The following is a 22,420-nucleotide window of genomic DNA, read 5'->3' on the forward strand; positions in this document are numbered from 1 at the left end:
CCAAAACTAATAGATGAGATAAATCCCGCTGAATTTTTGCGGTGGACAAACATCCAAAACCCGGTGGACAAACGAAATTTTACAGATGAGTGGACAAATTCCCGTTCTTTCCTGTTTTATCTTTGAGTATGTCCACCGCCTTTCCGAAAAAACACCCAACATTGTTTCCTTCCCGTGGAATAATAAAGAAGCACTGGCTTATAGCCCTGCTTATCATGATTAATTGCGTACCGGCTACCCCTCAGACTCCGGTCAGTTCCGCAACCTCCGCCAGGCTGATACAGCATCCCGGTGATTACGACAGTCTTTATTCCGCCTGCAAACAGGCAGCGCCCGACAATGTGCATCGCATCTGCAGTGATTTTTTTCGCAGTCATGGTATAAGAAAATTTCCAGAAGAGATGGTGCAGTTTTGCAAACAACTGAAAGATCGTTGTCAAAAGGAAAACAATCAATCGCTTTTGCGAAGAATGGTCCTGGTGGAAAAGTCTGCACAACTGAAATATCAGCATGCTTCGCCGGAGGATGCCGACAAAGAATTTGAAGCCCTGTATAATGATTACATAAAAGAACTGGATCATTCAGCCGCACTGGAAACCCTGTTTGAGCTGGCGCAATACCAGCATCGAACATCGCGCAATATCCAGGCAATTAAAGTTTTGTTCTTTGCAGAAAAAATTGCCATAAAATATGGATTGCAGCAGGATATCTCTTTTCAGGCCATCCTGCATAAGATTGGTTATATATTATGGGAACTTGACAAACCGCAACGCTCTATTGACTATTTCAAAAGATCATTGGCAACAGGCAAGGGCATTACGATGGATTCTCTTGTATCACTGAATGGCATCGGAATCAATTACCAGAAAATGGATAGCCTGGCTGAATCAGTGCGCTATTTCGATGAAGCCTCGGCAACGGCTCTTGCATCAGGCAATACTGATTTCAATACCGTGGTACAGGGATCCTCCGCCGTTACTTTATATAAAATGGGCAGGTATGCAGAAGCCTATCACAATCTGATGAAGGAAAAAGAACTGAGCTTCAGGGAAAATCTTTGGGGTAATGCATCAGAAGACTTTTACTGGCTGGTAAAAATAGAATTGCAGCGCAATCGCCTGGCAGCTTGTAAAGCGCTGCTGGATTCATTCAATGCCATCACTCCTGCTATCAGGTCTGATGACTACGCTTCCTTTAAGAAAAAACATGAAGCAGCTTATCTCTACTACGAAAAATTGCAGGACCATAAGAACGCACTGGCCTCATACAAAGCCTTTGTTCGTTATGATTCGCTGTTCCAGGATCATGGCAATAAGAACAAGATCTCTGAACTGGAGCTGGATGCAGCAGTTCGCGTGTATGAAGATGAAATGGCATCTAAGGAAAGAGCAAAAAAAACAAGGGCTGCAGTGGAGCTCGTCATAGTAACAGTCATAACAACTTTCATCGGCCTGATCATCTATCTCCTTTATAGAAAAATAAAACGAATAGAGATCGACAAAACCAATACGGAAAAGATAAACCTTCAAAGGGAGGCCGAAATTCAGGCGCTTAAAGTTCAATTGCTCTCGCAGCTGGAAACGATCAGAAATGAAAATTCCAATTTCCAGGCTCCGCTTGCATTGAAAACGAACGCCGGCTCCGGCAATTCCCTGTATGATGAAATACCTGTTCTGCCAGGGGAAGAATTGGATCGGGAACCCGAAAGCCTTCTTTTCCTCAAAGAATTCAATCTCGCACAAAAGGAACAGTGGAATGAATTTAAAAACTCATTCAATAAGGTATATCCTGCTTTTGAAAAAAGTATTGTTCAAAGGATCGGTCCTGTCTCAGGAGCCGAACTCAGGTTAATGATGCTGCACAAACTGGGGCTCAACAACAAAGAAATAGCCCATACATTGCTCATATCACCCGATAGCGTGAAAAAAGCAAAGTACAGGCTGTACAAAAAGATCGGTATTAATTCAGCTGAAGAGCTGGACGAATTTTTAGCATGACAATAGAAAAAAGATCTTATTCCTTCTTCTAATCATTCAACTTCAGATAAGCTTTCACTGTCTCATATTCCGGCCATTTTACCTGGGCGGCTGAATTTGCTTTGGCATTGCCAGGCACAATCATATACCGGTATTGCTGAAATTTTTTACCCTTATTGTCAAGTACGGTGCCCACATCCCCGTTGGAATACAAAGAGATCGTCTTTTCATACGCACTCATTTGAATGTAAAGTCCATTTCCGCTGGAATAAGGCAGGGAATAAATTACAGGATCAGTAATATCACTGGAATTAATATACGCTTTTACATCTGCGATACTCAACATCTCTTTCGTAAGTTTCGGTACTTCAATATCAGCATAATAACCTATTGTATCGATTGAACCTCCGGCAGTATGTATTGTATCGGGCTTATATTTTACATCCAGCCAATCGGAATAGATCACACCATCAGCAACGCCTTCTCCTTTGGGTCCGGGAGGACCAGCAGGTCCCTCTGCTCCGGCAGGACCTTCTTTACTACAGGAGACCAGGAACATGACAAAAAGCAATCCTGACAGGAGCACTAACGGGGAACTAAGGGTTCGTCTTTTCATATTTGAACGGAAAAAAAACTGTCTCATAATTTCTTTTGAAGCACAAAATTACCTTCCGGACCTGCCGGAGGGGTGTAAATAATTCGTCAGAGACTATCAGTTTTTGGTCATTTCTGCTTTGAAACCCAGTCTGATGGCGATAATCCGAATTGTTCTTTAAAACATTGGCTGAAATAAGAGGGACTGCTGAAACCAGTCCGGTAGGCAGCAGTAGCAATATCGAGTCCGCCTGCTATCATGCCGGAGGCGCGCTGCAATCTGTACTGACGGATGAGGTCAACCGCTGTAATATTAAGCAGAGCTTTTATTTTCCGGTTGAGGGTGCTGCGGCTGGCCGCCATCACTTTACAGAGATGATCCACATCCAGCTCGGGATCGTCCAGCTTCGCTTCAATTTCCTGGTATAGTTTCTCGAGGAAAGGATCGGTAATTGTTGGCAGAGGTTCCTCCGGAGCAAGATTGGCTAATTGCATCTGCCATCTTTCCCTTTGCTTTTGCTGCAACTGGTAAAGATTGGCGGTACGCAGCTCCAGCTCCCGCAAACTGAAAGGCTTGGTAATATAATCGTCCGCACCAGCTCCCAGACCTTTCAGGCGGGCATCATGAGCGGATTTCGAGGTGAGTAAAATAAATCCGATATGCGAGGTCCGGCTGTCTTCCTTGCAGATCCTGCAAAGGTCAAATCCATTCTGTCCCGGCATCATCACATCGCAGATGACCATATCCGGTAGTTCCTGCAAAATGATCTCCCAGGCTTTGAGTCCATCCGATGCCTCCAGTACACGGTACCGACCGCTCAGGGTTTCCACCAGGAAGGCGCGTAACTCATCATTGTCTTCCACTACCAGCAATAAAGGCAGATCTTCCGGTGACGCCTGTACGCTTTTCTTAATTGTAAGCGGCTCCTCAGTTATTGTACTGGTTGGAGCAGCAGCCGTTTTTTCTAAAGGAACTGTAACTGTAAACCGGGTTTGTTTGCCGGGCTCGCTTTCCACGGTAATACTGCCCTTCATCAATGTTGTCAGTTCTTTTACCAACGACAAACCAATGCCGGTGCCCCCGTAATTGCGCAGGTCGGAATCATCCACCTGGTAAAAACGGGTGAATATTTTTTGCTGCAACGCTGCCGGTATACCCGGACCGTTATCGCATACTTCCAGCTTGAGCTGATTGTCTGTGGCAGACGAGAGGGTCACTGCTACTATCCCGTTTACCGGTGCAAATTTGAGGGCATTACTGAGCAGGTTGCTTACGATCTTCTCCCATTTTTCCTCGTCAAAAAGATAGAAGCCGCTTACAGTTGAAGTAAAACTAAGTGCAATATTCTTTTCTCTGGCATTGGCATCGAAAGCGCTCACGCAGCTGGCCGTAAACACATTTATTTCACCCGCAGCTGCTTTCAGCTTGAGTTGGCCGTTGTTCAGTTTGGCAAAATCAAGGAATTCATTCACCAGTCGTAATAATTGTGTTGAGTTCTTCCGGGCTGTGGTGATATTCTTTACAGTTGCCGGTGGTAATGCAGGATCATGCTCCAGGCTTTCAAGCGGAGTATGTATAAGGGTCAGAGGCGTTCTGAACTCATGGGTGATATTACTGAAGAAGCGGTCTTTCAGTTCATCGATCTCGCGTAAACGAAGGGCCTCTCTTTTTTCAAACAACAGGTTTTGCTGGATCTGCAGCCTGCGTTCCCTGAATACCAGGTACCATCTTATCAATGCCAACACAGCGAGTATGTACAGCGCCCATGCCCACCAGGTGCGCCAGAAAGGAGGTTCTATATTCACTTTTATGGAAGTGATGGCAGGGCTCCATTCACCATTGGGGTCAGTAGCATTCAGGAGTAAAGTATAATTGCCAGGCAACAGTGCAGAGTAGTTGGCAAGATTAGAGTATCCGGTCTCGATCCAACCTTTATCGGCGCCCAACAAACGATAACGGTATTTTATCTTTTGTGGCTGATTGTACATCAGTGCAGCAAACTCAAACGACAGATAATTCCTGTCGTACGGCAAACTGATAACAGATAAAGTACTGAGGGATTCTTTCACAATGCTACCGGGCAGGTTGATGTCCTGTTTTTCATTGTTGATCTGCAAACCGGTCAGCAAAACGGGTACGGGACTGGTTTTGCCGCTGGTCTCAAAATCGTCCGGATGGAAGATGGTATAGCCGTCGAGTCCTCCGAACAGCAATTGTCCGTCAGGGAGTTTTAGTTTGTGCGCCCGGTTGAATTCATTGCCTTGTAAGCCGTCGGTCTTTTCAAATACAGTGATATGGCTGGTCCTGGGATCGAGCCTGAAGATGCCTTTGTTGGTGCTGCACCAGATCTTTCCGGATCTATCCGGGAGGATACAGTAGATGGTATTGTTGGGCAGACCGTCTTCTTCTGTGTAGATGCGCTGCATTCCTTTTTGGGCATCCCATAACATCAATCCACCGCCACGGGAGCCAACCCAGAATTTATTCTTGTCGGACGGGTCTGCACAGATCTCGGTAAGCACATTGGGAACGATATGATCTCCTAACGGTCCGGTATACTTGCGGATGAGTTTCTTTCCATCAAACTGGAACAGTCCATGAGTATTGGTTGCCATCCAGATGAAGCCGCCGATGTATTTGGCGTCAGTCATCTGCACGTCTGTAAAATTTCCGGGATCGGGTTGCAGCTTTCTGGGCACAGCATCGGGATTGCTCCAGGCATACCACACTGCTTCAACCTGATCGAATGCCCAGATCTCATTGCCGGGCATCGTCACAATTCCTGTAAAGATCCTTTGCGCAGGCAGATGGGTAAATCGCCGGAATCCCTGTTTTGTAAATTGAAAAACAGCGGAACGATCATACCAGTTATTGCAGGAATAAAGTTGGCCTTTATCATCCCATGCCTGCCTGAAATAATACGCTGCATCAGGAATTCTCCAATCCGGCGGCAAGAGTTCTTTGCTGCTGCCAAGCAATTCCGTGGCCATTTCTATAAAGTTGCCGCTGTTTTTGTAGGATTGAAAATGAAGCGCCTGAAGATCTATTTTCAAGAGTCCCTGTGCGTTCAGGCTCACCCACAACACATCCGATCTGTCGATGTAAAAAGAGCTGATCCGGCTAGGTAATCCCGTGTGTTCCCAGAGTAATTCAAGCACTCCGCTTTCGGTAAGCCGGTAGATACATCCAAAATATTCAAAATAGATCCGGCCAGCCGGATCCACCTGTAATCCATTATTTCCCTCGATCGCATTGCTTTTGGGAGCCGGCAGAGGAATGATGACGCTGCTTTTTTTATCGATATCCAGTATGGTCAGCACATTCTTTTCCAGGATGGCCAGCTTATTGTCCTGAAAGGGTACGATGGAAAATTTCTCTCCAAAGATCTTGAACGGGTCAACAGTTTCGGACAATGGCGCCAGCCCTGTTTTAAAACCAACCCACCTGAAGCTTTTCCGCCCGGTATCACTTACATGTACACCCGATCTATTGACCACATAGATCCTTCCTTCGGGCGACTCTGCGATAGCACAAATTGTATCGTTCTGCAATTGCCCATTGGCTGTATTGGCGTATTGGATCTCCCCTGTTATTCTGTTCATCCAGCCTATCCCTTTGTGGCCGTTTACTGTGAAGAACCAATTGTTGGTAGTGTAACCGAACCTGTAAGACTGCCACCGGATCCCGGGTATGGCCGCCAGCTGCTTTCGAATATTATTACGGGAAGCCCTGAACGATCTCAGGTCAAATTCATCGTCTTTCCCCGCATCATAATAGATGGTAACGATATTATCGACCAGCTTGCCCAAACCACCGAGGGTATTGGCAGCGAGGCTTGAGCTGTCTTTGGGATTATACCGGAACGTCCTGAACTTCCTGCCATCATAACGGTTAAGCCCATCCATCGTGCTCAGCCAGATGAATCCGTCCGCATCCTGGATGATACCGGTGATATAACTTTGGGAGAGCCCGTCTTCCACTCCAAAATGTTGCTGATTGGAAAAGAGGCGTTGCTGTCCGGATACAGACAGGGATATAGTAAACAGGCAGCTGATCAGGAATAATCCGGCTCTGCCTGCGGGAAATGAATAGACAACCGTAGTTTTCAAATTGCGGGAGTTTGAAAGAATTTCCGGATCTGGCGTTGACCAGTATCCAGCTTGCAAAGAAAAGATTTTTCTTTGCTAAATACTCCCGGTTTCTTTCTACTTCCGTTGCGATAATGCCGCCAATAGTTCTTCCAGATTTCTCATCGACATAGCATATCCTTCCTTGAAGCCCATTTCAATCATTTTCTCCATACGCTCAAGCGATTCATTATAAATAGTAATGATCACTTTTGTAATCTCCCCCTGATCGCTGAAAGTGAAATCCCAGTCAGAACCTGGCAATTCAGGGTTTTCGTCTTTGTCTGCAAAAGTGTTGAACATTTTGAAATTGGTCTTCGGCGTAATGGAGGTGTATTTCTGAATGGCCCATCGCTCCAAACCATCCGGGCTTACCATCGCATAGAACCTGCGCCCCCCTACTTCAAAATTCATATGTTTTGTTCTTGCAGTCCAGGGTTTGGGCGCCCCCCATTGGTCGAGAAGTTCTGCTTTGGTAAATGCATCCCATACCAGCGAAAGCTCTGCATCAAATTCCCTTGTGATGAGTACTGTTTTCTTTGATTTGTCAACAGTAAAATCAAATAGCAATTCAGGTGTCATTTTTTTTGTTTTTTGAGTGTTGCCAATACGGTGTCAAGTTGATTGAACTGGGTTTCCCACAGCTTTCTGAATTGGTCTAGCCATTTATCGATCTCTTTCATTTTTTTGATCTGGAGCGAGTAGTAGATCTCCCTGCCCTGTTGTTCCTGCTTTACGAGCTCGCATTCTGTCAAAATTTTAATATGTTTTGAAACAGCCTGCCTGCTTGTATGGAAATGTTCGGCCAGAGCATTGGGGGTCATGGCCTGTAATGCGATCAGGGCGATGATGGCCCGCCTTGTAGGGTCGGCAATTGCCTGGAAAATGTCTCTTCTTGTTTCCATCTTTGGGGTATTTGCAACTATATGGTTGCTAATATACGTGCAATTATCTGGTTGCGCAAATTTTATTTATGCTCCCGCCTCTCACCCATATTCGCTATTGACCCGCCATGGCTGAATAAATAATTTTGGGCTGCAGGTACAGGATAAAAACAATAAAACTATACGGATGAAACTATTCTCTACACTTCTTTGTCTGTTGTGCATTGGATCAACTCTTTATGCACAGCAGCCCGGCGTGGCCATCAACACCAGTGGCCTGGCGCCACACAGCAGTGCTATGCTGGATATACAAAGCACCAGCAAAGGCTTTTTATTGCCACGTATGACCCAGGCACAACGCATGTCTATTAACAATCCTTCAAACGGGCTCATGGTGTTTGATACCGACGCACAGCGACTTTATCAATACCAGGACGATAGCTGGCGCTCCCTGATCGACAACAGCTATTGGGCGAAATCTGCGCTCCGCAAATGGGTGTACAATGGAGTGGACAGTATTGGCATTGGTATAGCATCGCCTCTTGCAAGGCTCCATGTAAATAACGGGGATCTCCGGGTGTCCAATGCCGATATCAATATTGTAAATGGCGATATCGTGCACAACAAAGCAGGCGCTACCATTCAACTGCAGGACGCATCGGTAAATAAAGGATTCTTCCAGATCTCCGGCGACGATCTGCGATTTGGCACCAATGCAGGCAACAGCGCCGGAAATGTGTATGTACGAATGAACGGAGCCAATCGTTTTCAATTCGCCGAATCCGGAAGAATGACCATCCTGGCTGATCAGAACCCAACATTGTATTTCAACACGGCGGGAATCAACAAAGCATACCTGCAACTACAGGGTGAAAATGTAAAACTGGATGCACCCGGCAACAGAGTTGATATAGGTGACGATTTCACAGTAAATGATGCCACCAACAGGATAGGAATTGGCACAACCTCCCCCGAGCAAAAATTACATGTAACAGGAAATGTAAAAGTGAACACTGGTAAGATATTGAATGCAGATAATGTAAACATGCTGCCTGTGGCTTATGGCTTTGTCAGAGGAAGTCAGGCCGGGGCACCGGTATTGAAAGGAACTCCAAACCTCTCAGCAAGCAGAACAACAGGTGTAAACGGGAACAAGGAAATAAGAGTACTGGTAAGCGGTGTGGATTTGACAAATGCTATTTTTCAGCTTACTTCGGTATACTCCCACTCTTTCATATCTGCCAATACCTCTGTATTAAACGCAGACGGCAGTGTAACGGTAAGCATATGGTCTACTATCCTTGAAGAGTATTCATATTCCGACTTTCAAATAGTTATTTATGTTCCGTAATACAATAGTCTTTCTATCATGTTTGATTTCTTTTCAGGCCATTGCACAAAGTACTATAAGGATTCAGGCCGGCACATCACTCAGACTTTCTTCCGGTGTAGTGGTTACTTTCAAAGATCTCGATCTCGTCAATAACGGAGACCTGAACGCAGCAACCGGCAATGGCAGGATCATTTTCAGTGGAAATACAAATAATAGGATCAGCGGCAGCAGCGTCACCGGCTTTGATGAACTGGAAATTGCCAAAACCAATAACAGATCTTTGCAGCTTGAGCAGGAACTGCAAGTTCGCTCCGGGATCTGGTTTACAGCAGGAGTAATTGATTTAAATGCACACAATATCACTTTGTTTGGCAATGCGGCCCTGCAAAATGAATCGGAAACCAGCCGCATCACAGGGATAAACGGTGGCCATGTACAACTCTCCATACAGTTGGCAGGCCCGCAGGCCGTCAATCCCGGTAATCTGGGCGCTACCATAACCTCATTGCAGAACCTGGGATTGACCACCATCCGTCGTGGACACCAGTCACAAACCAATGGCAGCGGTAACGGAAATTCTGTATTTCGTTATTATGATATCATTCCTTCCGGCAATACAGCTCTCGATGCCACCCTTCGATTTCAATACTGGAATTCTGAGCTGAATGGATTGGATGAGAACAGCCTGGTATTCTGGAAGAGTGACGACAATATCAAATGGACCAATGAAGGTTATAGCAGTCGTGATATAACAACGAATTATGCAGAGAAAACAGCCATTCCATCTTTTTACAGATGGACGCTTAGTTCTGTGGGTAATCCCTTACCAGTTACAGGTCTTCAATTTACAGGCCGCTGGCAAAACAACGCTGCGCAACTCAACTGGACAACACTAACCGAATACAATAACCGGTATTTTGATATCGAAAGGAAATACAGTAACGAAAATGACTTCTCCGTTATTGGTGTTAAAAACTCATTACATGCCGATGGCAATTCACAGTCGCCCTCCTGGTATCAGTTCATAGATCCTGCTGCTGCAAACAAGGGAAACATCAGCTACCGGCTAAAGCAGGTGGATAAGGATGGTCAGTTCGTTTATTCGAAAATCATTTTGATTAAGCCGCCACCATTGAACATTTTCATTCAACAGGTTTATCCCACTCAAAAAACAGGGCATCAATTGTATATTCAAACAGGTGACCTCACGCCTGGGGAAATGTATATCAGCATTTTCGATATGCAGGGCCGGCTCTGCATGAAAAGGAAAGCGCGTTACAGCCCGCAATGGATCAAGCTTCCATCGCTAGCTGCTGGTATTTATCAACTGGTAATCGAATCAGGTGAATGGAAATATTTCGGTAAATTTATCAGGGAGTAAAAAGGGATCGTTACATATCAAAACTACACCATGAAAAAGTTACTGCTGCTGTTCAACCTGTGTTTATTAGTTGCGGTTTCTGGCAATGCTCAACTGACCGAACAGAAAACCACGAATAAAAAATGGACCCTTTACGGTCAGGTAAAATATGTAGGTCCCGCCAAAGCTTCGGAAAAACAAAGACTACGTTAAGTTATTTAGACTGGGCGAAGAAAATGTATCGGTATTTAAAACGCCTGTAATAGGCACAAAAACCATCATGATCAAAACGGATAAAGGACGCATCGCCTTACGCAAAGGAGAAATAGAAAAACTGTTCAACAAAAAATAGATCAGGATATGATCTTTATCTACTTCTTTTTATTAGCTGCGGAATCTCTCCCGCTTATTTTATTTTTGATAAAAAGGAAAAAGTATGATCATATTCTTCCTTGCCCTGCCTACTCCTGCTTTGATTGATAAACAGGAATTATTATATTTGAATTACCAGCCCGTTTATCAATTCCATTCACAAGTATGAGGAAATTAACCTTTACCTTATTGCTATTCCTATTTCCATTCGTTCTTTTCTCGCAATATGCCACCAGGGGTGCAGGGGCATTGAAAAATGAGATCTGGTGGCTGGACTGGGCGGGAATACATATTGCAGACGGGGCCAGCCGGACTTTCAACACAGGTGATGGGATGACCGTTAAAGTGACTTTGTCCAATGTTACAGGATTGCTGGTACCTGATGTAATGAATACCTGGACTGCTGCCCTCCTGCACAATTTGTATGATTTTGACGATCCCGGGATCATGCCTACCATGCACAGTAAGGCTATGGCTTATGGAGACAGAACTGTGACCCTAACGATGGAAGCAACGCGAGGCGGCAATCTTGTTCCATTTTCATTTGTAGCTTCGGATGGCGAAGGCAGCTCTCCCGATGAGTGGACAATTCTCACTACTACCGGATCTGCCTGGCAGACCATAGAATATTATACCAATAATTCAGATCCGTCCAACCCGATTATGGGGTGCAATAACAAAACGATCCGCATTTATCAAACCGTCAACCATCCCACATTTAACGGAGGTAGAAATCCTGTTGTGGTGACCAACTCTTCAGACGGGAAATTGACAATAGATGTAAAATTTGAAAGGCATGTTCCGGGTGGTATGGCAATTGCATTTGGAGTGTTGGCACCAATTGACCGTGGTGACCTGCCTCCTTCCTATGGCACAGCCCAGCACCAGTTGTATTATCGCGTGATAGATGGTTGTAATTATCTTCCTCCCTTTCCTTCCCTGGAACTGGCGCAGCCATTATATATTGGTGATATTCCCGGTGATGCCGATGGCTATCAGACGAATGATGATAACGGAACAGGTAGCGATGAAGATGGAATAGACAATTTTCCACCCTATGATAATTCCGGCACTTATAGTTTACCGGTAAAAGTGTTCAACCAAACCGGTAATGATGCTTTTTTATCTGCTTATTTTGATTTCAACAGGAATGGACAATTCGATGCAGGCGAAGAAGTACATGCCATGGTCCCAACAATGCAACCAGTGTAAACATAAGCTGGGTGGGACTTCCAACCTGGCTGCCCCTGGGTACTTCCAAGGGTTATGGCTTTCGTTTCAGGATCAGCTCCGATATGGCCTCTGCGCAAAACGCAAGCGGTTCGGCGGTTGATGGAGAAGTGGAAGATTACTTTATCGATTTCGAAGACTTCTGCAATATAAAAGTCACCACGGTGAATGATACAAGCGTTTGCCCGGGAAAACCTGTACAACTTTTTACCAGCGGTGGAATCACTTACTCCTGGAATAAAACTGATTACCTGGATGATATCAATTCCCCAGCTCCTGTAGCCAATGCTGCAACTACCACCACCTATATTGTTACCGGCGCCAATCCCCAGGGGTGTATCGCAAAAGATACGATCACCATCGATATGTTGCCCGTTCCTGCACTTACTACTAGTGGTGATATCAATATTTGCAGGAATACTACCACAGTTTTGACCGCAACCGCTCCCGGCGCCATTAAATTCAGCTGGCAACCAGCTACTGGTTTGAATGACGAAACCATCAGCAATCCCTTAGCGAACCCTGCAACAGAAACAGAATACACAGTTACCGCAGAAGATATGAATGGATGTACCTCCAGCAGTAAACTGAAAGTGATGTTCTGGCCATTGCCTTCATTCAGCGTTTCGCCTTTACAAAAGGAAATTTGTGAAAAAGAAATAGTAGAATTTAAAGCTGAAGGCGCCGATGAGTATACGTGGTCATCGCAAGACAATACTCCATTGGGAACTTCGCCTGAGTTGAGCCTGCAGGCAACTGTTTCACAAGTATACAAAGTAGAGATGCGGTCATTGCGATGCGGAGAAAACAGTATCATCCATATTCCAGTGTTTGTAAATCCACTGCCCAAAACAATTGTAACTAAGAGCAATGATTTGAACTGCAGGGTCGGGCTAGCTACCTTGCACGCGTCTGGTGGTGATTATTATCGATGGGATGCCCTGCCCGGAATAGTCGATTTGAGATCTCCTGCTCCCACTGTAAATCCATTGGTGAATACAAAATACTATGTATCGGCGTTTTCCTATAAAGGATGCCAAACAAAAGACTCTGTAATGGTGGAAGTAAACTTTACTAATTCCGCAAGTAATTACCCCGTGCCTTCTGCGTTTACTCCCAACAATGATGGCAAAAATGATTGCTTCGGGCTGAAACAATGGGGAAATATCAAAGCGCTTGATTTTTCTGTTTTTAATCGCTGGGGACAACTACTGTTTCGCACCAATGATCCACTCAAATGCTGGGATGGCCGCTACAATGGTCAACTCCAGCCTGCAGCTGGGTATACCTATCAAATCAAGGCCACTACCGCTTGTGGTACGGTATTCAGGAAAGGAATTGTGATGCTGATCAGGTAAAAGTATCCCTTCATAATGCACCGCATGTTTTCCCATATTATAGTACCTTGCGGGACTTAACGAAGAAAATTATGGAGAAAGAGCTGTACATCATCAGACATGGGGAAACAGATTATAATAAGTTGGGCATTGTACAGGGAAGAGGCGTAAATACCGATCTCAATGCGTTGGGCCGGGAACAGGGAGAAGCATTTTACCAGTATTATAAGCATGTACCCTTTGATAAGGTTTACACATCTGCTCTGAAGCGTACCCACCAGACTGTAAAAAATTTCATAGAGGATGGTCTTCCCTGGGAGCAATTACCCGGGCTTGATGAGCTGTCTTTTGGTATTTGGGAAGGTAAGGAAAGTAAAGAAGACTGGGTAAGCGCATTCCGTGAAATGAATCTTTCCTGGCAAAGCGGACAATGTGATCTGGCCTTTGAAAAGGGGGAAAGTCCAAACCAGGTTTCCGAACGCTTGCAGGAAGCGATGGACATCATACTTTCCAGGCCATCAGAAAAGCGGGTGCTCGTTTGTATGCACGGTCGTTCACTGCTGGTATTGCTGTGCATGCTCAGTCAATCACCTATCAGTTGCATGACTAATTTCAGCCATAGCAATACCTGTCTTTACCGAGTGTCTGTTGCTGATGGGCAGTTCAATATACTGGAGGCAAATGATATTCGTCACCTGGCAAATTCTGTGAGAGTATATCCTTAATTGAATTTTAGGTTACAGAACGTTTTCGCAAGGAAAGTATACTTATATTTTTTCATCGTTTTATTTCCCAGGTTATTTTTGCTTCTTCCATATCGCTTTTTGTAATACTTATCCATGGAATGAACCGGAGAACTGAATGCCAGCCCCTTTTATTTTGAGGAGTTTTGACACAGAAAGTTTCTGCTGTTTACCCCGACTGGTCTTAGGAAGTAAGAATACCCGATCAATAGTATCAATAATTGTATCATATTCTAAATACCCCCAATCATAATTAATGATCTTTACAATCCGGTTGCGATCAAAATAAGCTGTAACCTTTGGGCTCAAGGGTAGTTTTTCCCAGCCATTCTCAATAGGAAGCAAACCAAAATACTTCCTCTGCTTATTGCTAAGCTCATATGGTGAGTCTACTGAAAGGTTCATTTTAGCAATATAGTAAAGAAAACTCCTCTTGCATATATTCAATATTTATTTATATTTTACTTTCGCAATGGTGTTTTGTAATAACTTCTTTATCTAAAAATTGGTTATGTTGAAACTATCCGCCTTCCTGCTCTCTATCATATCTGCCATCTCATTTACCGTTAACGCACAAACGATCATCACCAACACAACCATAGTTGATGTTGAAAAACAAAAACTGATCCCCAATGCTACTGTACTCATCAGGGGGAATAAGATCGAATCGATCAACACCAAAACAATCACCCCGGCGCCCGGTGCCACCATCATAGACGGCACAGGCAAATACCTGATCCCAGGCATGACGGATGCGCATGTACATTTCTTTCAAAGCGGCGGATTGTATACAAGACCAGATGCCATCGATCTTAGAAAACAGCGCAGCTACGAAGACGAGATTGCATTTTCCAAATCCAATATGAGTGATGTAATGAAGCGCAACCTGCTCAATGGTATCACCAGCGTAATTGATGTGGGAGCCACTTACAGTCTGCTTCAAAGAAGAAAAGAATTCGCCACTGATTCTGTATCTCCATCTGTTTACATGACAGGGCCTCTGCTAACTACTTTCGAGCCTCAGATCTACAAAGGTCTTGGAAATGATCGACCTTTCAGCCTGGTTCAAACAGAAGAAGACGCCAGGAAAATGGTGCAGGAACAGCTCCCCTATCAACCCGACTTCATTAAAATATGGTATATAGTTATCGGAGAGAACAAAGAAGAAATTGCCCGCAAACATTTACCGATCATAAAAGCAGTGATCAATGAAGCGCATAAAAACAATTTGAAAGTGGCAGTACACGCCACAGAAAGGATCACAGCCCAATTATCTGTTGAGAACGGCGCTGATTTTTTAGTCCACAGCGTGGAAGATGAAGTTATTTCAAATGATTTTGTAAAACTGCTCAAAGAAAAGAAAACAATACTCTGTCCTACACTGGTAGTGTATGACAACTACGGCAAGGTCTTCGGCCAGCAGTACAGATTTTCCAGCAGGGAGTTCACTACTTCCAACCCAATGATCCTGGGTTCCCTTTTTGATCTCAGGCATCTGAATGATCCGGTAATTCAGCAATACAAAACTTACATACAACACAATACTGCACACGACAAGAAACAGGATTCCATTTGCCTGATCAATCTCAAGAAACTAAGCGATGCCGGTGTTCGAATTGCAGCCGGCACCGATGCTGGCAATATCGGCACATTACATGGAGGCTCCTACCTCACAGAGTTACAAAAAATGAAAGAGGCAGGACTCAGCAACTGGAAAGTACTGGAAGCCGCCACCATCAGTCCCGCTTACTTCTTATCAAAGGAAAAACTTACAGGGAGCATAACAGCGGGAAAGACCGCAGACATGGTATTGCTGGATGGCAACCCAGTGGAAGACCTGAACAATCTGGCGAAGATCAGCGTGGTAGTAAATAAAGGCACTGTGCTGTATCCCGATTCGATCATTAAGGAAACGCCACTGGCATTGGTACAGCGACAGCTCAATGCATACAATGCAAAAGACCTGGAAGCATTTTTAGAGCCTTATGCTGAAGATGTAGAGCTTTATACCTTCCCCAACAAACTTGAATCAAAAGGGAAAGACGCCATGCGAAAAGCGTATAGCTTTTTCTCCAGAGTGCCGGGTTTGCACTGTGAGATATTGGAACGAATCGTACAAGGCAATACCATCATTGACAAAGAGAGTGTTTCGGGTTTTGGCGACAAGCCTGTGCAGGCAACGGCTATTTATCAGATCGATGGGAATAAAATAAAAAGAGTTTATTTCATAGAGTAAACTGCTTGTCAAAAAAACGCTAAAGGCCCGGGTGTCCGGGCCTTTAGCTCAGCGCTCTTTCCAACACACATATCATTTCTTTATTTTTCCTTCAACAACAATTCAAGCATCTCCTGCAAATCATCAACCAAACTTTTCCCTTTATAGGTCTGGATCTGCTCATACACAGCAAAACTCCTTATCTGCGACTGGATGATCTTCCCACTCGAATCAATCAGCAAATAACCAGGAATGCTTTTTATCCCGAAGATATTCTTACTTACCTCATCCAGGTTATCAAGGCCCTGAAACCAGATCGGATTTTCATCTTCTAAGGCTTTAAGCCAGTCAGGCTTTTTCTCATCGAGAGAAATGCCTACGATATTGAATCCTTTGCTATTGAATTTCTGATATACTTTATCAAGTTTTGGAAATGAAGCTCTGCAAGGACCACACCAACTGGCCCAGAAATCGATCAATGTATATTTATGTTTCGAGGCCACGGAAAGGATACTAACACTATCCCCATTTCTGTCGGAGAATTTGAAATCAGGGATGCTGTCGCGGGCAGCAAATCTGGTAACAGCATGATTTCGATCCACCAGTTTGGCGAGCTCCTGTCCTGCTGCGCTTTGCTTCACACGTTCACTCAGATGCTCATACGCTTTATTCTGTATTTCCGGAGGCTGCATACGTAATACAATTGGAGCAAATAAAGAATTAGTGTGCCTGTCAATATACTCCTGCATAGCAGGAATAGCCGGCCAGGCCGCTTCTTTCACATACCTGTCCTGCAAATTTTTGAATTCTTCCCAGTCGTGCTGCACTTCAGAACCTTTAAGATGCAACTGTTTCAAAGAATTTATCTTGCCGGTCAGTTCCATTTTTTCATTTACCAGCCATAATGTATTACTACGTCCATCTTCTGTGCTATGATACTTTGCAGTATCCAATGACAGAAAATAGAATCCGGTTTCCTGCTTCAGAATTCCTTTTAAAACAAATCGTGCGCCTTTACTGATCGTTTTTGAGAGTGTGTCATTTTCAAAACTCAACAGGCTGACCAATGAGCCATCTTTCAATCCGTCTATTTTGCCTTTCAGAACAAATCCTTTTCCGGACTGGGCTGTAACGTTGGTCAGCAAAAGCATGGCACCAATACCGGCAACCAACATACGACGGCTGCATCCATTTTTTTTCATCAACATAATAAGTTACAGGTTAGGATTGTTTTGCAGTTCGATATAGTAGATGGGATACCATTGCATTTCGTTCTTCCAAACCCCATCGGCTCTTTTAGCAGGCAACACCACTTCCATCACTTCATCGATCTTACCTGTTCTCTTCAGATCCAGCCAACGATGTCCCCATTCGGTAAAGAGCTCATGTTGTTTTTCAGTTAACACGGCGTTTAATAGTCCTGGTTTGTCGATACCAGGATCTACAGCTGAGATCAATGGCAATCCTGCTCTGCCGCGGATCTCATCAATATCATCGATGGCTCCGTCCAGATCATTCAATTGAGCCCTGGCTTCAGATCTGATCAGGTATAGTTCAGCCAACCGGAAAATGGTACTGTATTCACTCACGGGTGCCAGGTATGTATTTACCTTATACTTGTTGGCATGATAATAAGTTTCCCCGTATGCATCTACCCTGCCGATCCATTCCGTTTTTCTCAGATCTGCTGCATCGAAACTCTGTAACAATGCCTCATTGAGATAAACAGATTGCTCCCAGTTGGGGCCGTCAGGGGCAGTACAAAAAAGTATCCTTCCATGGCATTGAAGCCTTTGTTCACGGGTTGCAGTTGCCAGATCGCTTCTTTATTGTTCTTGAGGAAAGGGGTATTGAGAGTGCCCAATTCAAATTGACTCACATTATCCAGTACAATAGTAGACTGCGTTTCTGCATTTGCCCAATCGCCCGTATACAGGTAAGTCCTTGCCAGCAGCGCTGTTGCGGCCCATTTGGTTGGCCTCACCCTTTCTTCGTTCCCGTTGGGATAAGGGGTTAACAGGTCTGCGTTGAGATAATTTTCGCTCAGTAATGATTGGGCATCTTTCAGATCATTGATGATCTGCTGATAAACCACCTGGCGGGAAGACCTTGGGGCCACAGCATTTACTGCATAGTTGGTACCCAGTATCAGGGGAACATCGCCATACAAATTCACCAGGTAGAAATAATAAAATGCACGCATGAATTTAAGTTCACCCAGCAATTGATTTTTCACAGCGGGAGTAAGCGATTCAGAAGCGGTGATACCTTCCAGTGCAGCATTCACCCTGTACATGCTTTTATAAGCAGTACCCCAATAGTCGTTCGCATCCACAACCGTGCTGTTAAGGTCGTTTTTGTAATAGGCATCCAGTTTGGAATTGCCCGAACCGCTGTATAGTACCAATTCATCAGCGGACAGACCGGCATTTACCGAGAGTGTACTCAGTTCGCCGCCATACTGTGGCCAGGCTTCACTCATGCTTCCGTATAATGTGGTAACAGCGCCGATGGCTGTATTATCATACCGGAATACATCTTTATCCAACAGACTGGTGCCGGGGCCATCGGCTTCCACCAGCTTGCTGCATCCAGTTTGTACAAAGGTCATCCCGATACCTATGATCAGAAGGAATCTTTGTTTCAGTATTTGATTGATTATTGTTTTCATCCCTATAATTTTTATCGTGTCAATGATGGTCCCCATCTTAAAAGCTGAGTTTAGCGCCAAATGTTATTACCCTTAATGGAGGCAGGATGGTGGAACTTTTGGTTTCCGGATCCAGTCCTGAATAATTGGTGATGGTGAGCAGGTTCTGCGCCTGTACAAATACAGTTCCATTGTGCAGTTTTACAGTTTTTACCCAACGCTCAGGCAACTGCCAGGAGAAAGAAAGGTTCTTCAGTCTGATGTAGGATGCATCTGAAATACCACCGTCGCTCAACTCTTTGGCGAGATAAGCCGGAGTAAAATAATTGAACGTTGTAGAGTAGCGTTGTATCCTGGCTTCATCTCCCGGCTTCTGCCAGCGATCCAGCATTGAAGCAGGCTGATTGCCTTCTCCCTCTGCAAATCCGCCAACAGTGTATTGCAGGCTTCCATAGGAATAATTCTTCGCCTGCTGTTTAACGAATTGAAACAGCAGGTCCAGTGTAAATCCTTTATAACGGAAACTGTTCTGAAAACCACCGTAAGAAGTAGGGAATGGATTCACGATCACGTTTTGATCTTTCATAACAGGGCTGCTTGTTGGCTTGCCTTCACTGTCTTCGAAAATATAAACACCCGTTTGCGGATCCACACCCAGCAGATGGTAAGCATAGGTACTGCCCATTGGTTTGCCAATGATCTTTTTGCTGGCGTCCGAGGTTTTATCCACTCCGGGATAATCCATCAGCAAAGTTTTTGGAATAGTAAAATTGAAACTGCTGTTCCAGGTGAAGTCGCCTTTTTGAAGTACGGTTCCAGACAACATCAGTTCCCATCCTGTATTCTTGATTTTGTATTGTTGATTTTTATAGATGGATTCAAAACCGGAAGTTGCTGCAAGCAGGTAAGCACTTACCTGGTTATCGGACCTGTTCAGATAATAGTTCACATTCAGCTGTACCCTGTCCCTGAAAAATCCGAGCTCAAGTCCAGCCTGTGTTTTGCGGGTGGCTTCCCATTGCAGATCAGGGTTGGATAATTGCTCGGGGGCATAGGCAGGAATACCCTGATAAGGCAGTTCATAATTTACCGGCCTATATAAGCTCAGGAATTGATAATCCGGCATCTGGTCGCTTCCTGTAGTACCGTAGCTTGCTCTCAGTTTACCAAAACTCAGGAAAGGAAGATGTTCGCGTGTCCATTTTTCTTCTGTGATCACCCAGGCAGCGCCAACAGCTCCGAAGTTGTGGAAACGGCTGGCCGCGCCGAATCGGGAACTACCATCCCTGCGGGCAGTAAGATTGATGATATATTTATTCTCCCAGTTGTAATTCACTCTTCCGAAAACGGCATTGTACCTGTAGGTGGAATTGGCAGAGGAATAAGGCGTCACAGTTGGGGCGGAACGCACATCATCCATCACAATATCGTTACTGAAGCCGCTGGCCATTACGGATGATCCTTTACTTGCATTTTCCTGGAGGGCGCTTCCGATCAGTACTTCCAGCTTCCCGCCTCCAAGAGCACGCCTGTAGGTGATTTGCGGCTCCACCAGCCAGGTCTGGATCGCATTATTGCCGAATATGGTTGAGCGCTGGCGACCGCTCCTGATGGCCTCAGGAGGCGCAGAAGACAGGAACGTCTTGGAAACATAGTCAGACATCAGTGTGGTATAACCGAAACTGCTCTTTACTTCAAGCCCTGGCAAGATCTCATACCCGAGGGTTAGATTTCCGATAAGGGTATTGGTTTTATTGTTGAACTGGTCGTTCAGGAAACCGATGGGATTCTTGGAAAAGGTAGTTCCACCTGTTGCATCGGGTTGCCAGTTGACTTTTCCATCGGGCGTATACAATGCCGGGGCAACAGGAGAAAGCAACATCGCGTTCCTGGTGAGATCGATCCTTGGCAGACGGTTATTTCCCAACTGGTAATTGCCGGAGAAGCTCATCTTGAATTTCTTATTGGCAGAGCTGCTGTTCAGGTTAAAATGAACAGATCTTTTTACATCGGAAAAATCCCCGGGGAAAACAGTAGTTTCTTTGTGATAACCGGTGCTCAGTAAAAAGGATGTATTGGCATTTCCGCCAGAAACGGAGGCCTGGTAGTCATGATAGCGTGCAGTGCCGCCCAGGAGTTCCTCCTGCCAATCGGTTTCACGGGTATTGTCCCAGTTCCCGTTCAGGTCATTGTCGCCATTTCGGCCGGGTATTGGGGTTAGTCCATCATTCTGCAATGCTTCGCGGCGCATTTCGAGATATTGTTGCGCATTCATCAGCTCAAGTTTGTTGGGCATTCTGCCGCCGCCGGTTTGCACATTCAAATTCACGCGAATGGTTCCGGCACTCCCTTTCTTTGTGGTGATCAGGATGGCACCGTTCGCCGCGCGGGAGCCGTAAATGGCCGTGGCATCAGCATCAGACAACACTTCTATGCTTTCAATGTCAGCAGGATTCAACGCACTGAGTGGATTACCATTCACATTGAGCACCCTGAAAGAAGCACCTGAATTGCCCAATACCATATTGCCACCATCTGCCGGCAGCAGTTGTGATACAAATGGAACCCCATCTACGATATACAAGGGATCGTTACCGTTATGAATGCTGTTCTTACCCTGTATTTTCACTTTCACACCAGTGCCGGAGAACCCTGTTGACTGCTCGATGAATAAACCCGGCACCCTTCCCTGCAAGGCAAGCAAGGGATTATTCACGGGCTGTTTCTCGATATCCTTTGCCTTCACTGAATGCACATTGCCGGTATTCAATCTCCGGCTGGTCTTTCCATAGGCAATGATCTGCACTTCATCGAGTTTGCTTTCGGATATCGACAACACAATGCTTCCGTCGGATTGCAGGGAAGCCGCCTTAATTTCCTTTTCCTGGTACCCTGTAAAACTGATCACCAGTATATCGTTGGTATTGGCATCGATAGAAAACCTACCGGCCGCATCTGCGAATGTTCCTTTCCGTGAGCCCTTTACTTTTATGGAGGCGCCTTCCAGCGGAAGTCCATCCGCATTGAGGATCCGTCCTGTTATGGGCGCAGGTACAGATTGATCGGAAGAAGTAAGTTGTATTGTTTCTTTTTTCACTGCGCTGGACTCCTCAACAGGCAGCTTCCTGGAGATCACGATCGTTTTGTCCACGATCCGGTATTTCAGCGGCTGCTCTTTTAGGATCACATCCAGAAAATCCTCTAAAGGCAGATCAACCACAGAAAGCGTGATGGCGCGGGTCTCAGCCAGGTCACGTTTATTGGCAAAGACCACGTAACCTGTCTGTTTTTCTATTTCCTTCAGCACCTTTTGCAGCCTGAGGTCTTTCCCGGAGATTGAAAGATTTTGCGCCCTCCCATTGGCGCTCGCGGACAAGAATGCGACAATAAAAAAAACTAATGTCAGTTTCATCGCGAGAACAGTTGTTTTTCCGATGTGGTGATGAAGTTTCCACAAATTCCATTTCATCACCAGCAGCGTTTTGGTAATGGTTCCGGGGCTACAGTGCCGGAGACCGGATGCCAGCTGATCCATCGATGCAGCGCTGATCCGGCAGGGCATAGAATACCCGTTACCAATTGTTTTCTTTTGCATAAA

At 45.1% G+C, this 22,420-nt stretch carries 17 protein-coding genes; 8 read left to right on the plus strand and 9 right to left on the minus strand.

Annotated elements, in window-relative coordinates; genetic code table 11:
* The first annotated feature begins 215 nt into the window (after positions 1 to 215).
* Positions 216 to 1,997, plus strand: coding sequence for a LuxR C-terminal-related transcriptional regulator (locus FSB84_RS23995; RefSeq protein WP_158644089.1), 1,782 nt, complete (start codon positions 216 to 218; stop codon positions 1,995 to 1,997).
* Between the two features lie 28 nt (positions 1,998 to 2,025).
* Here FSB84_RS23995 and FSB84_RS24000 read toward each other — a convergent pair whose 3' ends face one another.
* From FSB84_RS24000 to FSB84_RS24015, 4 genes are all read right to left on the minus strand, one after another.
* Positions 2,026 to 2,592, minus strand: coding sequence for a hypothetical protein (locus FSB84_RS24000; protein WP_130540389.1), 567 nt, complete (start codon positions 2,590 to 2,592; stop codon positions 2,026 to 2,028).
* Positions 2,593 to 2,699: 107 nt separating this feature from the next.
* The gene (locus FSB84_RS24005; RefSeq protein WP_130540390.1) at positions 2,700 to 6,680 is read right to left on the minus strand and encodes a hybrid sensor histidine kinase/response regulator transcription factor; all 3,981 of its coding nucleotides are present in this window, start codon (positions 6,678 to 6,680) and stop codon (positions 2,700 to 2,702) included.
* Positions 6,681 to 6,776: 96 nt separating this feature from the next.
* Entirely contained in the window at positions 6,777 to 7,280 is a 504-nt protein-coding gene (locus FSB84_RS24010; protein WP_130540391.1) for an SRPBCC family protein, read from the minus strand.
* Positions 7,277 to 7,603: an ArsR/SmtB family transcription factor gene (locus FSB84_RS24015; protein WP_130540392.1), complete on the minus strand. Its 327-nt coding sequence runs from the start codon at positions 7,601 to 7,603 to the stop codon at positions 7,277 to 7,279. The genes FSB84_RS24010 and FSB84_RS24015 overlap by 4 nt, the downstream gene beginning before the upstream one ends.
* A 166-nt stretch (positions 7,604 to 7,769) precedes the next feature.
* Between FSB84_RS24015 and FSB84_RS24020 the strand changes: the two genes are divergently transcribed.
* The 6 genes from FSB84_RS24020 (at position 7,770) to FSB84_RS24040 (ending at position 13,939) form a co-directional block, all read left to right on the plus strand.
* Positions 7,770 to 8,933, plus strand: a complete 1,164-nt coding sequence (locus tag FSB84_RS24020; RefSeq protein ID WP_130540393.1) for a hypothetical protein — start codon at positions 7,770 to 7,772, stop codon at positions 8,931 to 8,933.
* Complete coding sequence (locus FSB84_RS24025) at positions 8,923 to 10,296, plus strand: T9SS type A sorting domain-containing protein (protein ID WP_130540394.1); 1,374 nt, start codon at positions 8,923 to 8,925, stop codon at positions 10,294 to 10,296. The genes FSB84_RS24020 and FSB84_RS24025 overlap by 11 nt, the downstream gene beginning before the upstream one ends.
* 30 nt (positions 10,297 to 10,326) lie before the next feature.
* Positions 10,327 to 10,488, plus strand: coding sequence for a hypothetical protein (locus FSB84_RS30730; RefSeq protein ID WP_158644090.1), 162 nt, complete (start codon positions 10,327 to 10,329; stop codon positions 10,486 to 10,488).
* Between the two features lie 324 nt (positions 10,489 to 10,812).
* Complete coding sequence (locus tag FSB84_RS24030) at positions 10,813 to 11,859, plus strand: CshA/CshB family fibrillar adhesin-related protein (RefSeq protein ID WP_147122332.1); 1,047 nt, start codon at positions 10,813 to 10,815, stop codon at positions 11,857 to 11,859.
* 11 nt (positions 11,860 to 11,870) lie between these two features.
* Positions 11,871 to 13,235 carry a gliding motility-associated C-terminal domain-containing protein gene (locus tag FSB84_RS24035; protein WP_147122334.1) on the plus strand — a complete coding sequence of 455 codons (1,365 nt, stop codon included), beginning with the start codon at positions 11,871 to 11,873 and terminating at the stop codon, positions 13,233 to 13,235.
* Positions 13,236 to 13,306: 71 nt separating this feature from the next.
* Complete coding sequence (locus tag FSB84_RS24040) at positions 13,307 to 13,939, plus strand: histidine phosphatase family protein (RefSeq protein WP_130540396.1); 633 nt, start codon at positions 13,307 to 13,309, stop codon at positions 13,937 to 13,939.
* 108 nt (positions 13,940 to 14,047) lie between these two features.
* Here the strand turns inward: FSB84_RS24040 and FSB84_RS24045 are convergent, their stop codons facing one another.
* Positions 14,048 to 14,362, minus strand: a complete 315-nt coding sequence (locus FSB84_RS24045; protein WP_130540397.1) for a hypothetical protein — start codon at positions 14,360 to 14,362, stop codon at positions 14,048 to 14,050.
* 106 nt (positions 14,363 to 14,468) lie between these two features.
* On the opposite strand from FSB84_RS24045, the gene FSB84_RS24050 reads away from it, so the two are divergent.
* A complete protein-coding gene (locus FSB84_RS24050; RefSeq protein WP_130540398.1) occupies positions 14,469 to 16,193 on the plus strand; it encodes an amidohydrolase family protein in 1,725 nt (574 codons plus the stop codon).
* Between the two features lie 80 nt (positions 16,194 to 16,273).
* Here the strand turns inward: FSB84_RS24050 and FSB84_RS24055 are convergent, their stop codons facing one another.
* Genes FSB84_RS24055 through FSB84_RS24070 form a run of 4 tightly spaced genes read right to left on the minus strand, consistent with a single transcriptional unit; the run spans position 16,274 to position 22,417 of the window.
* Positions 16,274 to 17,380 carry a TlpA disulfide reductase family protein gene (locus FSB84_RS24055; protein WP_130540399.1) on the minus strand — a complete coding sequence of 369 codons (1,107 nt, stop codon included), beginning with the start codon at positions 17,378 to 17,380 and terminating at the stop codon, positions 16,274 to 16,276.
* 6 nt (positions 17,381 to 17,386) lie between these two features.
* On the minus strand, positions 17,387 to 17,881 hold the full coding sequence (locus FSB84_RS24060) for a RagB/SusD family nutrient uptake outer membrane protein (protein ID WP_158644091.1): 495 nt from the start codon (positions 17,879 to 17,881) through the stop codon (positions 17,387 to 17,389).
* On the minus strand, positions 17,851 to 18,843 hold the full coding sequence (locus FSB84_RS24065) for a RagB/SusD family nutrient uptake outer membrane protein (protein ID WP_158644092.1): 993 nt from the start codon (positions 18,841 to 18,843) through the stop codon (positions 17,851 to 17,853). Before FSB84_RS24065 ends, FSB84_RS24060 begins: the two co-directional genes overlap by 31 nt.
* A 37-nt stretch (positions 18,844 to 18,880) precedes the next feature.
* Positions 18,881 to 22,417 carry a SusC/RagA family TonB-linked outer membrane protein gene (locus tag FSB84_RS24070; RefSeq protein WP_130540401.1) on the minus strand — a complete coding sequence of 1,179 codons (3,537 nt, stop codon included), beginning with the start codon at positions 22,415 to 22,417 and terminating at the stop codon, positions 18,881 to 18,883.
* Positions 22,418 to 22,420 lie beyond the last annotated feature (3 nt).

The sequence above is a fragment of the Pseudobacter ginsenosidimutans genome (assembly GCF_007970185.1).
Taxonomy (GTDB): Bacteria; Bacteroidota; Bacteroidia; order Chitinophagales; family Chitinophagaceae; genus Pseudobacter; species Pseudobacter ginsenosidimutans.

Excerpts from the sequence above, each read along its gene's own strand:
- FSB84_RS24040 (WP_130540396.1), top strand. The coding sequence starts at position 13,307 with ATGGAGAAAGAGCTGTACATCATCAGACATGGGGAAACAGATTATAAT.
- FSB84_RS30730 (WP_158644090.1), top strand. The coding sequence starts at position 10,327 with ATGAAAAAGTTACTGCTGCTGTTCAACCTGTGTTTATTAGTTGCGGTT.
- FSB84_RS24015 (WP_130540392.1), bottom strand. The coding sequence starts at position 7,603 with ATGGAAACAAGAAGAGACATTTTCCAGGCAATTGCCGACCCTACAAGG.
- FSB84_RS24050 (WP_130540398.1), top strand. The coding sequence starts at position 14,469 with ATGTTGAAACTATCCGCCTTCCTGCTCTCTATCATATCTGCCATCTCA.
- FSB84_RS24020 (WP_130540393.1), top strand. The coding sequence starts at position 7,770 with ATGAAACTATTCTCTACACTTCTTTGTCTGTTGTGCATTGGATCAACT.
- FSB84_RS24030 (WP_147122332.1), top strand. The coding sequence starts at position 10,813 with ATGAGGAAATTAACCTTTACCTTATTGCTATTCCTATTTCCATTCGTT.
- FSB84_RS24010 (WP_130540391.1), bottom strand. The coding sequence starts at position 7,280 with ATGACACCTGAATTGCTATTTGATTTTACTGTTGACAAATCAAAGAAA.
- FSB84_RS24070 (WP_130540401.1), bottom strand. The coding sequence starts at position 22,417 with ATGCAAAAGAAAACAATTGGTAACGGGTATTCTATGCCCTGCCGGATC.
- FSB84_RS24065 (WP_158644092.1), bottom strand. The coding sequence starts at position 18,843 with ATGAAAACAATAATCAATCAAATACTGAAACAAAGATTCCTTCTGATC.
- FSB84_RS23995 (WP_158644089.1), top strand. The coding sequence starts at position 216 with ATGATTAATTGCGTACCGGCTACCCCTCAGACTCCGGTCAGTTCCGCA.
- FSB84_RS24025 (WP_130540394.1), top strand. The coding sequence starts at position 8,923 with ATGTTCCGTAATACAATAGTCTTTCTATCATGTTTGATTTCTTTTCAG.
- FSB84_RS24045 (WP_130540397.1), bottom strand. The coding sequence starts at position 14,362 with ATGAACCTTTCAGTAGACTCACCATATGAGCTTAGCAATAAGCAGAGG.
- FSB84_RS24000 (WP_130540389.1), bottom strand. The coding sequence starts at position 2,592 with ATGAAAAGACGAACCCTTAGTTCCCCGTTAGTGCTCCTGTCAGGATTG.
- FSB84_RS24055 (WP_130540399.1), bottom strand. The coding sequence starts at position 17,380 with ATGTTGATGAAAAAAAATGGATGCAGCCGTCGTATGTTGGTTGCCGGT.